The sequence below is a fragment of the Marinomonas rhodophyticola genome (genome assembly GCF_026113935.1).
Classification (GTDB): domain Bacteria; phylum Pseudomonadota; class Gammaproteobacteria; order Pseudomonadales; family Marinomonadaceae; genus Marinomonas; species Marinomonas rhodophyticola.
This window is the reverse complement of sequence record NZ_JAPEUL010000007.1, coordinates 825,913-840,499: the sequence shown is the minus strand read 5'-3', so window position 1 is coordinate 840,499 and position 14,587 is coordinate 825,913. Positions and strand designations below refer to the sequence as shown.

Here is a 14,587-nt window from a genome sequence, read left to right as displayed (position 1 = left end):
CATAAAACCATAACTTGAAGTCATCGATAACATCGCCACCACCCCCTAAAACAAAAAAAGCCGTCACAACAAGTGACAGCTAACTGCTTGTACAAAAACTGCTTGTAGAAAAATTAATTACAGTTCAATCCCAGAAAGCCATTCTTTCCACTTGAGCGTGGCATTCGCTCCCAGCGATAAAAATGGTTCTGGTGGTAAGCGTTTAGGCTCTTGGTAAATTAAAAATTCATCCAGTAGCTCGGTTTTCCCAAGCACGGCTTTATCAACAGCCATCATGCCAGACAACATGCCTTTCACCGTACCCAGTCCATTCTGACAACAAGCAGACCAAACCCTATTTTCTATTTCACCAAAGGCAGGTACTGAGTTATAAGTTAAACACAGCCGTCCTCCCCAGCGGTATTCCATATCTACCCCTTTAAGCATCGGAAAACGCCGTGCGAAAGACCTGTCTTGCAACCTTGCAGCGTCTTTCAAATTACCTTCTGACGCCTCCATTGATTGATTCAATGTTGCGTGATTACGCACCACAATACGATGCCCAGATCCGGCATGATCTGATATTTTACGAATTGTACTGCCCATAGGGTCGGCAGGTAATACGCCCCAATTTTCGATACCACCTAACGCTTTTAACTCATGATTTTTAAGAGGCTCGGGTCATAGACGAATAGGTAAAAATATGCAGCAAAGACTGTTTAAAAAAACCGAAAGATTGTATGTGACCATTAACTGCCATAATCACATTTTTAGCCCTCACAGACCCATTCGCACAAATCAAAGTATGCACACTGTCGTTAAGTTTCATTTCAACAACAGGCGAGCACTCATACACCTGAACACCTTCTAAAGCCAAGCCTTTATATGCCGAGTGTATATACCCTGCTGGCTGAATCATTGCCGTTTTAGCCGTTCTCAATCCTTTGGTGTAAAACTGAGTACCCAACAGTGAATAAAGCTCATCAGCCCCCAACAATTCATAAGGTTCATCTAAAGCTGTCAAATGTTTCGCGTAAGTTTCAATACTGCGATAGCCACGCTCTGTCGCAGACGCTGTAATTTTTCCCGATCGGCTAAATAACGCTTTATCCATACCGTATTGATGAGCAATGCTTTCAGCCATCGTTATCGCTTCTCGATTCAAACGGATCTGGCGAAGATCTTGTTCTTTAGAGCCTACGTACGTATCAGAATTCAACTCATGAGGCAGGTCCAACATAAAACCGCTATTTCGCCCTGCTGGGCCTTGAGCAATACCTCGCGCCTCAATAACGGCTATACGCTCTTTGCTCCCTAATAACTGCAATAACCGTTTTGCCGCACCAAGACCCGCAAAACCACCACCAATCACAACCCAATCGACCTCGATATCCGTATCTACAGCAGGAAATGAGGATTTATCTTTGTAAATTTCATTCCAGCCTGCAGGTCCAGGATCTTTAGGTAGACGCTTTGTCTTTATTGTTTTGACCATAATGAATACCACATCACAAAAGCCATAAGCCGTGCCAACGCACGGCCGACATAAATCAAGCACCACGGCATCGGGTACCTGTAGGCAATGCTCTATTTAGAGTGATCGTTTAAATCAATCCAAATAGTTTTTAGCTCGGTATATTGATCATGTGCATGAATCGAATTATCCCGACCACCAAATCCAGACAACTTATACCCACCAAATGGCGTTGAAATATCACCTTCACCAAAGCAGTTAACCGTCACTGTTCCGGCCTTAATAGCACGAGCCGCTTTGATAGCGCGCTTAGAATTTGCCGTAAAAACAGACGCGGCAAGGCCATATTCAGTATCATTTGCAACGGCCATTGCTTCTTCGAAGCTGGATACCGTAATGACAGAGAGAATGGGGCCAAAAATCTCTTCTTGTGCCATACGATCACCATTCTTAACACCTGCAAAAATAGTTGGCTCTATAAACCGACCGTCTACCGAATTACCACCAATAACAACGTCATAACCTTCTGTTTTACCCAGCTCCAAATAGTCACACACCTTTTTAAAATGGCCTTGATCAATCATAGGACCAAGATTGTTTTCAGGGTTCAGTGGATCCCCTAAACGCCAATCAGCAGAGCGCTTTTTAATGTGTTCAAGTAATGAATCTTTGATTCCTTCTTGGACAATCAAACGAGACCCTGCAGAACAGTTCTCTCCCATATTCCAAAAGGCGGCCGCACAAACTTGTTGTGCAACGTAATCAAGGTCTTCAGCATCATCTAGCACCACACATGGGTTTTTACCACCCAGCTCTAATACTACTTTTTTCAAATTGGATTCAGCGGAATACTGTAAAAAACGACGACCCGTTACAGTTGATCCAGTAAAGGTCACCATGTCCACATCCATATGACGACCAATAGATTCACCTACCGCAACGCCTCCGCCAGTAATGACATTTAAAACTCCGGCAGGGAAGCCCGCTTCAGACGCCAATTCTGCTATTCGAATAGCCGTCAACGAGGTCTGTTCAGCCGGCTTCACAACCATAGAGCAGCCAGCAGCTAACGCAGGGGCAATCTTCCATGCCAACATGAGCAATGGAAAATTCCATGGAAGAACAGCACCAACAACACCAACCGCTTCGCGTACCACCATCGACATTGCCCCCGCCCCAACAGGAGCGGTTTGATCGTAAATTTTATCGATCAACTCCGCATGCCAACGTACCGTGTGTACGAACTCAGGTATGTCAATTGATTCGCAATCACAAATCGGCTTACCTGAATCTAAACTTTCCATAACCGCAAGTTCGTGTTGATTTTTCTCAACCAGGTCACACAAAGCTAATAAAATGCCTTTGCGCTCACTTGGATGCATTTCACTCCAAACACCGGAATCAAATGCATTTTTAGCGGATGCGACAGCATAATCCACATCAACAGATTGGCAGGCAGTAATATGCGCCAGTACTTCGCCGGTTGCTGGGTTCTTTGAGGTAAACGTTTCACCACCGAGCGCTTGATAAGATTTACCATTAATGAAGCAGCGAGTAGGCAATACTAAATTTTTGGCAATTTTTTGATAGCCTGATGTTGTTAAAAAATCTGACATGTTCCTTTCCTCTTTTTTTATATATTGAGTACCCCAAAATGCGATAAAAGCGCTACGCGATGATTTCAGAAATTTCTTTTTTCAAAATACCAATCACTTTCTCAAGAGCATCTTTTTCAACTTGATCCAACCCCATCAAAGGCGAACGAACCACTCCGGCATCGCGACCATCAAATGCCACACCATGCTTAACACTTTGAATAAACTTGCCACCTTGCTCCAAAACACTCATAAGTGGCATCATCGCAGCCATTATTTTACGACCCTTGTTAAAGTCGTTTTCAATGATGCATGCGTTATAAAGTGCAATATGTTCTTTCGGCAAAAAATTAGAACCAGCACATACCCAACCTTTCGCTCCCCAAGCAAAAAATTCCAATGCTTGATCGTCCATGCCACACGTCACTTGAATATTTGGGTAATCATTCATCAGCATATGTAAACGATTGATGTCCCCTGAGCTTTCCTTGATACCGCAGATATTTTTTGCCCCCTTAACAAGCTCAAAAAACTCTGGCTCCATATTGATACCCATACGATCTGGGTAGTTATAAAGCATGATCGGCATATCAGCGATACGGTCGATTTCTAACGCTAATGTCGCTAATTCTTTCTGAGTTGGCAGAGAGTACGGCGGTGTTGCAAGGAGAAGGCAATCGGCACCGGCATCTTTCGCTCGTGCAGCTAACCATAGAGAATCTTGAGGATTCACAGAAGCCCGTACCAAAAATGATAGTCAAATCTGCGCCAACCACTTTGCGAGCTTTTATTAGGAGATCAAGACGTTCCTCAAGGGTTTCCACATAGTATTCGCCAGTCGTACCACCAATCATCAAACCATGAACACCGGAGTCTTTTAAATACTGAACATGCTCTAAGAAAGCATCAAAATTGATGGAACCATCTTCAAAGAAAGGGGTGATAACCGGAGTGTAGATCCCTGCAAATTTCATTTTAATTACCTTATTTCGAAGTATGCTAATATCATAGTGAACTAAGTCACCACGCCTAGATTGATATTACCGAGCGCATCGAAACTGTCACAATCAACCATTTCTCCGATCAATTGATAAGGCTAGGTTATGGTTAATAAAAACCACGAACAACAATACTAATTTGATCTCCGATAAAACCATTCATATTTAAAACCACATCAAGAGAAGACTATCGTCACTACAACTCAAGCATTCTAATCAGCCAAGCGAGTCCATAGAAACATCGCTATACGACCAAACAGAAATCGGTAAAACCCATCACATGTAATGTTTGGGTGAGATAGAAAAGTCTATAAAAAGGTAGGTAGCGAGGGTTAGGAGGAAGATAAGGCTAATATAATTCCCTGCCCCAGCAAAAGCCGGGGATAAGTCACCTGAAGCAACTAACATCGCTTTTTGAATAAGTTCGATAAGTTTTTCTCTATATCTGCAATAAACCACTTACGAAACACCTGTAAAGCCTCCTTACTTTCATTCCGCTCTGCGTAAGATAGATAGTGTTTTTTCTCTCGGTAGGTAATTTCTTTCTCACCCACTTTCACTAATATTCCTTGTTCAATTAATGGCGCAACAAGATGATGCCACCCCAGACAAACGCCATGCCCTGACACAGCTAACTGGATTAACATATTGTAATCATTGGTATTAAAGTAATGTACTTGCCCAGTAACTTCCGAGCCTATCCCCAAGCTATTGAGCCAAACATCCCAATCCACATGCTCAGCTACTTGCGAGCGACCATAAGGCGTCAGATTCAACAAAGTCACATCATCTATACTGATAAAACTAATCAGCTCTGGGTGTTCCTCCAAATATAAAGCCGAACAAACAGGATAAATTAAGTCATGAAATAGCGGTTCTGAATGATACCCCTCTCTAGGATCACTCAACTTACTAATAAAAATATCAGGATATACCCCTGGCTCTGTATGCAGCATACTGCTGGTCGAAATGACATTTATGTCAATATCAGGATACCTTTTAACAAAATCAGGCAATCGATTCGTTAACCAAAATGAAGAAAATGCAGGCGTACAACAAATACTCAACTCCTTCTTTTTATTTGCTGACGACTGTATACGCTGAGCAGCTTGAGCGATATTGACAAAAGACAAATATGCCGCATCATAAAATATCTGTCCTGCCTCTGTCAGCTCTACCGCTCGTCCCGTTCGCTTAAAAAGAGAAACCCCTAACACGGCTTCTAACTCTCTAATTTGACGACTGATTGCAGCTTGAGTAACACAAAGTGCTTCGGCAGCACGAGTAAAATTTAAATACTTCGCAGCAGCAACAAAGGATTTTACCGCCCTAAGGGATGGCATTTTCAATAAAATCTGATCCGGCTCAATTGGCTTTGCCATACTCTACTCTTTTAAATATTTTAAACATATTAAGCAGTATTGCTCATTCTAAAATATCACGCTCAGCCTTTTTTACTAAGAAAACTTAAAACAGACCCCAACTCAATATCAAGGCTTACACTTGCCCCCCCACCTTCACTAAGGCTATGAGCCTGCAAGATGCAACCATCGCAACACTGGGTATACAGCATCAAAATATCCTCTCTGTTTAAAAGAGTCCCACAGACTGCATAGCGTAACAAAGAGGTTTAATCGAGAGATTCAATACTTCAATGAACGGATGACATTAACAAACGCATAGATTGGTACACTTCGTGAATTTAGATGGGCTGGATAATAACGATTGGTGGGGAAGTGAGCAAACTGGGTTCCATTAAAACACTTTGGATTCCCGACTTTTATTCCGGCCTGCTGGACGAGAGCTTAGTACCTTCCCCTTTTGTCTTCCAAGGGGAAGGCGGAGGATGGGGTTGTTCTTTGGTTCCATTCAAACGCTTTGGATTCCCGACCTTTATTCCGCCCCGCTGGGCGAGAGCTTAGTTCCGTCCCCTTTTGTCTTCCAAGGGGAAGGCGGAGGATGGGGTTGTTCTTTGGTTCCATTCAAACGTTTTGGATTCCCAACCTTTATTCCGCCCCGCTGGGCGGGTAACTTTTGCCCAGATCCGCAAAAGTAACCAAAAGGTCTCTTCTCGGGCTTTCGCCCAAACGTCTCATTTACATTGTTTAACATCTCGTCTAGCAACACGACTTTTATCGTAAGGCATAGATTGGTTCTGCTGCTGGAGAGAATCTTTCCGTTAATGACTCGGAAACTCCATAGAGTCGCGCAATCGGGATTGCGTCGAAGGGTGTTTAACACCTTGCTCAACTGCAGTTTGTTACGTGATTAAATTCCAGCAGAGCCTATTTAAAAAAATACTGTGATGATCAACTACGTGCCTCGGAATGCCATGACTGTCAAAGTAGCCAACCCAATATTTTACTGTTTTAAAAACATAGTCAGTTAAGTTTTCAGTTGTGCCATCAGTAAATGTGACAATAAAACTTGGACTTTCTTCAGTTCGAGACTCTCGATACTCCGCGCTTTGCCGAGCTTTTTCCATTTTTGCTGGTATGTTTTCAGTAGAGTAAAAAACAACGCCTTGGATTATTGAAGATGAAGTTCCTTTTACATCAGGGGTATACATTGTAATTTTGAAATGTTTCACTGAATTAGCTATATCCTTTGCTATAACTAAATACTTTTCGTTGTCCCATGCTTCGTTGAGCTGCTTTTTATTTTCTTGCAGAGAAAGATAATTGATGCACCAGTCTCGCAGAGAATGAGCCGTAACAGAAAAGTTAAAAAAGTGATCCATCAGATTCTCTGGATTATCTTCAAAATTAACTCTATTGCCTTCTCTCACCAGCTTTAGCAGCATATCTTTGGGTTCATTGATTCCTGAAATGAATGACATTCTTTACCTCCTTTCCACATAACGCTGAGTCTCACGCGCTGATTTGGAGCCGCGAAGCGGCGGAAAATCGGTCGCTATGCAGCCGATTGTTATACTATTTAAACTTTCTTTTGGCATGGTATGGAAGGATGTATACGCCTTGAAGAAGATGCTCAACCACATCAAAAGCTAACCCTAATTGAACGTTAGAATGTGGCTTTACCTCATGCGCTGCGTCATTTCCGAGCACTCTAAGCTTATGAAGTATTTCTGCACCCTCTTTAGTTAGAACTCTTTGTTCGACCAAGCTATTTATCTTAGCATATAGGTCTTTTCCAGTCGCAGCTTGGTCTTTGCACGCAGCCTCTATTATTGCTCGCAGGCCAATACCTGTAAGTACTGGGCTGTTTCTATTCAAAGCGTTTAATGTTTCAGTGTAGATTCTCTGAAGCTTATCGGGAAAAAGATGGTCGTCAGACAACCCAGTTCGATTCTTTTCTGGGTTTGGGTAGTAATCTTCGAATTTTACATACTCAGCCTCCCAACCATCTGGATCGGCAGAATGCTCTATGTCTTCCGAGTTGGTATGTGTCTGCCGAAACATGACTGTCTCACACCCCTGACACTGAATTATCTGGTACTCGTTATCCCAGCCGTAAAGCAGCGCGTGATCAGTTTCTTCTCTTCCAGCCAACTCAATATCCGCTAAGATCTTATGCTTGGTGCTTCTCTTACAAACACCGCAAGGAGCGTCAATAATCTCATTTATTTGCTTGTCTTTTTCGGTAGTAATTTTCGGCATCAGACAACCCTATTTTGTAATAATTAAGGGTTATACGGCAGCATAGCTGCGGCTATAACCCACTGTTGAACGGCTACGTTGTCTATATAGGGGGATTGCTTTTTTCATGGTAGGACTTCCCTGTTATATAACTCGCTAAATACCAGCGTCTGTCTGGACTATGTCGCTTCACATCGCCTTTGATCGCCGCTACATTGATTCTTAATTTGCTCTTTTTTAGCGCGATTTCACCCGAGAGGCAAGAGATTCCCTCAGTCCTTATGACCTGATCAGTTTTTTAGAACTTACTCTTCTCTGTCGCTCCGTGAAGCGGCTTAGCTCAAAAATTAATAGTGCGCATGTGCATTTAGTTTTTTGTAGTCCTGAAGAACAACTGCATGAGAAAATGAAAAAAAGGTTGGGAATACAAAGCGTTTGAATGCAACCTAAATTCCGTATGGAACTGAAGCCACGATCTACAACCCAAGCTCGTCATGGTAATTTATCAACGTGGTATAACCAAAGCGCTGAAGATTCGGGAGCTTTCCCATTTTGGCCTGTGAGACATAGTCGTTTACGTATTTTTCAAATTGCCGTTGAATTTTGTCTCTGTTATTTTTTACTTTTTGGTATTCCGCTTCGCTACGAAGTTTGAATGCTTTGGGCTGTAGGTCGTCTTCTGTGATGATGATGGCTTTGGAGTAGTCAACACCATTCCATACACCATTGTGGAATACGGTTTTAAACCCATGTTTATGAGCCATATTGCTTCTGAATGGAATCGCAAAGGTGATATTTTGAATCTTGACTGGAATCACACCATAACCACGATCTTTTTTACTCATGGTTTCTTTTAGTGTAATTATTCGATTGTAAGCAGCTTCTGTTAACAGCCTGATCTTCATAACTATCCTTGTTATAAAAAACAAAAAGCCCTTATAAAATAAGGGCTTTTCGAGTAGAACTTCCATTGAGGTTGATGCTATTTATTGCGGGGATGCCTCTACCGCCGCGACTTCAAATGAGGTTGGTGTTTTTCATGTGGGGATGCCTCTACCGCCACGTCATCTACACCCTTAGTATCGCTATCTTGGATAATGATGTCAACCAACTGTACATTTATCAACCTAAAAGATATACCGAACCAAGCCTAAATAAACACACCATCATTGACCGTCAATGATTGATTCCTGCCTTCGCGGGCACTTGTCCCCTTGTGGAAAATGACTTGCATCTGGTACGAAGAAAACGGCGGATCACGGTCGTGCCTCCCTCATCCGCCCTACGAAAATCTGCCTCTATGAAGCAGTCAATTCGACGCGACGAAGTTGCGCGACCCTATGGCGTTTCAGGGTCAGTTAAAAATACCATTTCTAAAATCATCAAAAACAATCTATGCCTTACTGCCCTAGAGCGTAGGAAGTAATCATGCACCTACGAAGAAAATCAGGCATTAAAGATCTTAAAGCGAATTTTTGGTTACTTTTTGGGCGCTAGCAAAAGTTACCCGCTCAGCAGAGCGGAAAAAAGGTTGGGGATAAAAAGCGTTTGAATGGAATCTAAATTCCGCGTCGCCCTGAAGGACGACCTACATGTGAAAGCTTCGCTTTCAACGGCGCTCTTATATTACAGAAAAGCGGTCGTACCTCCCTCATCACGCCCTACGATTGGCATTGCGATATCAAGTAAAAAATTGCAAACGATTAGCTACGAAGAAATCAGTTCGACGCGACGAAGTTGCGCGACTTTATGGAGTTTCAGGGTCATTGTTTGATGATCTATCTCTGACTAAATAAGCAATCTATGCCTTACTACCCTAGAGCGTAGGAAGTAATCATGCACCTACGAAGAAAATCAGGCATTAAAGATCTTAAAGCGAATTTTTGGTTACTTTTTGGGCGCTAGCAAAAAGTTACCCGCTCAGCAGAGCGGAATAAACCTGCAGCTAAAAGCAATTGAGAAGAAACAAATATCCTTTAAAGCCCAAAGAAATAACCCCACCCTAACCCTCCCCTTGGAAGACATAAGGGGAGGGAATTTAGACACAAAAAAAGAGGCCGGAGCCTCTTTCTTAAAAAAATTTGCAATGAAAAACTAGTTCTCGCCGGAGATCCGGCTGCCAACCGCGGAGGTTTGGTCTTTGTACTTGGCGTTGGCGCGTTTGTTATAAGGGCGATCCGCCGAGCCAGACATGGTCTCGAAGTTGATGGCTCCAATGGTCATACCTGGGCTTAGGGCGATGGGCAGTTTGCCGCCGTTGAGGAATTCAAGCACGATGCCGCCGCTCCAACACTGGGTCGATGCGGTGCGCGGTGACATGAACCATTAAGCCGAGGCGCGCTAAGGAGGAGCGACCATCGAGCCAGCCGACTAGGTTGTCAGGAAGAGTGACAGATTCTTTGGTCACGCCAAGCACCAATTCGCCCGGATGGATGAAGAAAGGCTTGCCGTCTTCAACGAGGATTTCGTCGCTCATGACGGATTCGATGACTTTGCTTAAGTCGGCTTTTGAGCTGCTTAGGTCGAGGTATGGCGCTGGGTGACCTTGGAAGACTCGAAACGAGTTACCCAATCGCAAATCCACAGACACACCGCTGATGACGCTGTTATCAGGGCGAGGTTCAATCACAATAGAACCTTCATCTAGGGCTTTTATAATATCTCGGTCACACAAACGCATTACTTTTCCTCAGTCGTCGCTCATGCCAATGGTCGGCATGGCTATTTGTTCATTCTGTTGGGATGCAAGGGTAGCACCAAGCTTGCGCGCAATCGACTGATAAATGCCTGCCGTATCACTTTCTGGCGCATTAACGACGATGGGGCGACCTGCGTCGCTTTGTTCTCGAATGGCGAGGCTAAGTGGCAATTTGCCCAATACATTGACATTATATTCTTTTGCTAGGCTGGCACCGCCTTCGTCACCGAAGATGGCTTCGTGGTGGCCGCAGTTGGAACAGATGTGCGTCGACATATTTTCCACCACGCCCAACACAGGAATTTTCACCTTGTTAAACATTTCGATACCACGACGAGCATCCAGTAAGGCGATGTCTTGTGGTGTGGTCACGATAACGGAACCCGCCACTGGCACTTTTTGCGCTAGGGTTAATTGGATGTCCCCTGTGCCCGGTGGCATGTCGATGAATAAGTAGTCGAGATCATTCCAGTCAGTTTGCGTCAAGATCTGCATCAAGGCACCCGTTACCATGGGGCCACGCCACGCTACAGGGGTGTCTTTCGTGGTTAAAAATGCCATGGACATCACTTGCACGCCAAACGCGGTAGGCGGCACAAAAAATTTGTCTTCGCGTACTTGTGGACGTGTGCCTTCGGCGAAACCAAGCAACATGCCTTGGCTTGGGCCATAGATGTCAGCATCCAAAATACCAACGCGCGCGCCCTCTTTTGCCATGGCAAGGGCAAGGTTTACTGTGGTGGTAGATTTGCCCACGCCACCTTTACCAGACGCCACGGCGATGATGTTCTTCACACCTTTTAGCCCGGCGATGTTGCCCTGCGTGGCATGGCTTGTGATTTGGCACTCAATGTCTAGTACCAATTCACGGGGATCTGCCATGATGGCTTTTATCTTGGTCTCTAAAGCCGTTTGTTGTGTTTGTGTTGGATAGCCTAGGGTCAAGGTGACATGAACACGATGATTGTCCGCGAGGACTTTCCATACAGGGCCGTACGCTTGCCCTGTGTTGTCATCAATAAGGGCTTCTAATCTCGCCTGTAATTGGGCATCAGTTAACATGGGAACTCCTAGTGAGGCGGTAATATCGAATAGTATTTAATTTTTGGGACTTGTGCCAAATGTGGGGGCAAATTACGGAAAAGCAAGTGTGAAGACTTGCACAGAGGGAGCTGGGTCTTATAATGACGCTCTCTACATTCTATCCATAGCCTAGGCACGTTATTTATTCGTCATTGGTGCCTATTTATTGCTAGAATACCCGACCTTTTTTAATCCAGCAGGCTTATCAAAAATGGCACAAACGCAACGCAAAATTTTAGTCACCAGCGCCCTTCCTTATGCCAATGGTTCTATCCATCTAGGGCATATGCTGGAACACATCCAAACCGACATCTGGGTGCGTTTTCAAAAAATGCGCGGCCACCTTTGTACTGCAGTGTGTGCGGATGACGCTCACGGCACAGCAATTATGATTAAAGCCGATCAACAGGGCATAACCTCAGAAGAATTGATCGATGGCGTTCGTCAAGAACATATGGCCGATTTTAACGACTTCTTGATCGGTTACGATAACTATTATTCTACCCATTCTGACGAAAATCGTGAGATTTCAAACCGCATTTACACAGCGCTACGTGATAACGGAAAAATAGCGGTTCGCTCTATCGTACAAGCTTACGACCCTGAAAAAGAGATGTTCCTTGCAGACCGTTTCATCAAAGGAACCTGTCCTAAGTGTAAAGCAGAAGATCAATACGGCGACAACTGTGAAGTCTGCTCAGCCACTTACACACCGATGGAAATGATCAATCCACGCTCGGTCTACTCGGGCGCCACACCGATTGAAAAAGAGTCTGAGCATTATTTCTTTAAGTTACCGGACTTCCAAGACTTTTTAACAAAATGGACGCGCAGTGGAACCTTGCAAGATCAAGTCGCTAATAAGCTGTCCGAATGGCTAGGTTCTGGCTTGCAAGAATGGGACATCAGCCGCGATGCGCCGTACTTTGGTTTTGAAATTCCCGATGCACCAGGCAAATATTTCTATGTTTGGCTAGATGCACCGATTGGTTACATGGCGAGCTTTAAAAACCTATGTGACCGCACGGAAGGCTTGAACTTTGATGATTATTGGGCAAAAGATTCTGATGCCGAGCTATACCATTTTATCGGTAAAGACATCATCAACTTCCACGCGCTATTCTGGCCAGCCATGTTGGATTGTGCGGGTTACCGCACACCAACCAAAGTTAATGCCCATGGTTATGTGACAGTCAATGGAACTAAGATGTCCAAGTCACGCGGTACCTTTATTAAAGCCCGTACTTACTTGAACCACTTGGATCCACAGTATTTGCGTTACTACTTTGCTGCGAAGCTAAACGCCAGCGTGGATGACATTGATTTAAACCTGCAAGACTTCATTCAGCGCGTCAATTCGGATGTGGTCGGCAAGGTGGTCAATATTGCAAGCCGTACCGCCAGTTTCATTAGCAAAAAGTTCGATGGTCAATTGGCCAGCACTGAAAGTGAAGGCGAGATGATTCAATCTTTCATCAATTCTGGCGACATCATCGCTCAGCATTTTGAAAGCCGCGAATACGGTAAAGCGATTCGTGAAGTGATGCGTTTAGCTGATGTGGCAAACGAATACATTGCCGTTCAAGCGCCTTGGGTATTGGCAAAAGACGAAGCCACCTTACCGAAAGTACAAGACGTGTGTACGGTTGCGTTGAACCTATTCAGCATCTTAGCCACGTACTTGAAGCCTGTGATGCCAAACATGGTCGCCGATGCGGAAACCTTCCTTGGTAAAGAACTGACTTGGGACAATCGCAGTGAATTGCTGTTTGGTCGTACGGTCAATACCTTTAAACCTTTAATGGGTCGTATTGAGCAAACACAAATCGATGCCATGATTGAAGAAGGCAAAGAAGAAGCTCAAGCCGACGCCGCCGAAAAAGCCGCTGCACTGCCTGCTGAAACAGAGCTAAGCAAAGACCCCATCGCAGAGGAAATCAATTTTGATGATTTCGCCAAAGTGGATTTGCGCATTGCCTTGATCGTCAAAGCCGAGCACGTTGAAAAAGCCAACAAGCTATTAAAACTGACGTTGGATATCGGCGGAGAGACTCGCACTGTGTTCTCTGGTATTAAGTCAGCTTATAAGCCAGAAGATCTAGAAGGCAAACACACTGTGATGGTCGCTAACCTTGCGCCACGCAAAATGAAGTTTGGTATGTCAGAAGGCATGGTACTGGCTGCAGGCCCAGGTGGGGAAGAGATTTATTTGCTTGAACCACATACTGGTGCCAAACCCGGTCAACGAGTGATGTAAGACAGAAAACATCCGTGTTGTTCTCAATAATGCGATAAATAACCATGCCCACCTTAGTGAATAAGAAACATTCTTAATAAGGTGGGCATTAGCATTAATAAAGAAACATAAACCGAACTTATATAAGCATAACTTATTATCTATATACTAAATCGGACTAGAAATACAAAAGCTTTAGTCTTGTTAGTTATAAGCAGATTGGTATAGTTACGCTCAAAGATACTTTTCAGCAAAAGCATCTAAAATCACCATATTCACCTAATGAAACCTTTACACAACATTGTGCATAGGTCTCCTATATTTTTGGAAGTGAGATGACTGAATATCTCTTGATACTGGTCAGTACCATCTTGGTTAACAACTTTGTATTGGTACAGTTTTTGGGACTTTGCCCTTTTATGGGCGTATCTGGCAAATTAGAAACCTCTATTGGTATGGCCATGGCCACGACCTTTGTTTTGACATTGTCGAGTCTATGCAGCTATCTCACTTACACCTATATTTTGCAGCCATTTGGACTGGAGTACTTACAGACCATTTCCTTTATTTTAGTGATTGCTGTTGTTGTGCAGTTCACCGAAATGGTAGTGCATAAAACCAGTCCTCTGCTTTATCGCGTATTAGGTATTTTCTTGCCTTTAATCACCACCAACTGTGCGGTATTAGGTGTGGCGCTACAGAACATCAGCAAACAAAATGGCTTTGTCGAATCGATTCTTTACGGCTTTGGTGCTGCGGTCGGTTTCTCTTTTGTATTGGTTCTGTTTTCTGCTATGCGCGAGCGCATTAACGTGGCCGATGTGCCAACGGTTTTTAAAGGTTCAGCGATTGGTATGATTACCGCCGGTCTGATGGCTTTGGCTTTCATGGGCTTCACCGCCCTTGTACAGATTTAGGAGTCGAC

13 protein-coding genes and 1 pseudogene are annotated in these 14,587 nt (G+C 44.0%); 2 read left to right on the top strand and 12 right to left on the bottom strand.

What is annotated here, in order from left to right:
* Nucleotides 1-117: 117 nt before the first annotated feature.
* The 12 genes and pseudogenes from ONZ52_RS12845 to apbC all read right to left on the bottom strand — a co-directional run bounded on the left by ONZ52_RS12845 (nucleotide 118) and on the right by apbC (nucleotide 11,405).
* Nucleotides 118-585, bottom strand: a complete 468-nt coding sequence (locus ONZ52_RS12845; RefSeq protein ID WP_265219042.1) for an FAD-binding oxidoreductase/lyase — start codon at nucleotides 583-585, stop codon at nucleotides 118-120.
* Nucleotides 586-646: 61 nt separating this feature from the next.
* Complete coding sequence (locus ONZ52_RS12840; protein ID WP_265219041.1) at nucleotides 647-1,474, bottom strand: NAD(P)/FAD-dependent oxidoreductase; 828 nt, start codon at nucleotides 1,472-1,474, stop codon at nucleotides 647-649.
* A 92-nt stretch (nucleotides 1,475-1,566) separates the two neighbouring features.
* Nucleotides 1,567-3,069, bottom strand: a complete 1,503-nt coding sequence (locus tag ONZ52_RS12835) for an aldehyde dehydrogenase (RefSeq protein ID WP_265219040.1) — start codon at nucleotides 3,067-3,069, stop codon at nucleotides 1,567-1,569.
* Between the two features lie 52 nt (nucleotides 3,070-3,121).
* Nucleotides 3,122-3,781, bottom strand: coding sequence for a dihydrodipicolinate synthase family protein (locus ONZ52_RS12830; RefSeq protein WP_265219039.1), 660 nt, complete (start codon nucleotides 3,779-3,781; stop codon nucleotides 3,122-3,124).
* Nucleotides 3,782-3,845: 64 nt separating this feature from the next.
* Nucleotides 3,846-4,022, bottom strand: a pseudogene (locus ONZ52_RS12825) (dihydrodipicolinate synthase family protein); the annotation flags it as partial.
* A gap of 425 nt (nucleotides 4,023-4,447) precedes the next feature.
* Nucleotides 4,448-5,428: a LysR family transcriptional regulator gene (locus ONZ52_RS12820; RefSeq protein WP_265219038.1), complete on the bottom strand. Its 981-nt coding sequence runs from the start codon at nucleotides 5,426-5,428 to the stop codon at nucleotides 4,448-4,450.
* An 878-nt stretch (nucleotides 5,429-6,306) separates the two neighbouring features.
* Nucleotides 6,307-6,885 carry a hypothetical protein gene (locus tag ONZ52_RS12815; protein WP_265219036.1) on the bottom strand — a complete coding sequence of 193 codons (579 nt, stop codon included), beginning with the start codon at nucleotides 6,883-6,885 and terminating at the stop codon, nucleotides 6,307-6,309.
* A 94-nt stretch (nucleotides 6,886-6,979) separates the two neighbouring features.
* Nucleotides 6,980-7,666, bottom strand: a complete 687-nt coding sequence (locus ONZ52_RS12810; RefSeq protein ID WP_265219035.1) for a DUF4145 domain-containing protein — start codon at nucleotides 7,664-7,666, stop codon at nucleotides 6,980-6,982.
* Between the two features lie 455 nt (nucleotides 7,667-8,121).
* Entirely contained in the window at nucleotides 8,122-8,550 is a 429-nt protein-coding gene (gene tenpIN, locus ONZ52_RS12805; protein ID WP_265219034.1) for a type III toxin-antitoxin system TenpIN family toxin, read from the bottom strand.
* A gap of 1,189 nt (nucleotides 8,551-9,739) precedes the next feature.
* On the bottom strand, nucleotides 9,740-9,919 hold the full coding sequence (locus ONZ52_RS12800; protein ID WP_265219032.1) for a dCTP deaminase/dUTPase family protein: 180 nt from the start codon (nucleotides 9,917-9,919) through the stop codon (nucleotides 9,740-9,742).
* Complete coding sequence (dcd, locus tag ONZ52_RS12795; protein WP_265219031.1) at nucleotides 9,912-10,325, bottom strand: dCTP deaminase; 414 nt, start codon at nucleotides 10,323-10,325, stop codon at nucleotides 9,912-9,914. Before dcd ends, ONZ52_RS12800 begins: the two co-directional genes overlap by 8 nt.
* Nucleotides 10,326-10,334: 9 nt before the next feature.
* The gene (gene apbC / locus ONZ52_RS12790; RefSeq protein ID WP_265219029.1) at nucleotides 10,335-11,405 is read right to left on the bottom strand and encodes an iron-sulfur cluster carrier protein ApbC; all 1,071 of its coding nucleotides are present in this window, start codon (nucleotides 11,403-11,405) and stop codon (nucleotides 10,335-10,337) included.
* Nucleotides 11,406-11,637: 232 nt separating this feature from the next.
* Here apbC and metG point away from each other — a divergent pair, with 232 nt between their 5' ends.
* Both metG and rsxA read left to right on the top strand, forming a co-directional pair.
* Nucleotides 11,638-13,683, top strand: a complete 2,046-nt coding sequence (gene metG / locus ONZ52_RS12785) for a methionine--tRNA ligase (protein ID WP_265219413.1) — start codon at nucleotides 11,638-11,640, stop codon at nucleotides 13,681-13,683.
* 314 nt (nucleotides 13,684-13,997) lie between these two features.
* Entirely contained in the window at nucleotides 13,998-14,579 is a 582-nt protein-coding gene (gene rsxA, locus ONZ52_RS12780) for an electron transport complex subunit RsxA (RefSeq protein WP_111606942.1), read from the top strand.
* Nucleotides 14,580-14,587: the final 8 nt, after the last annotated feature.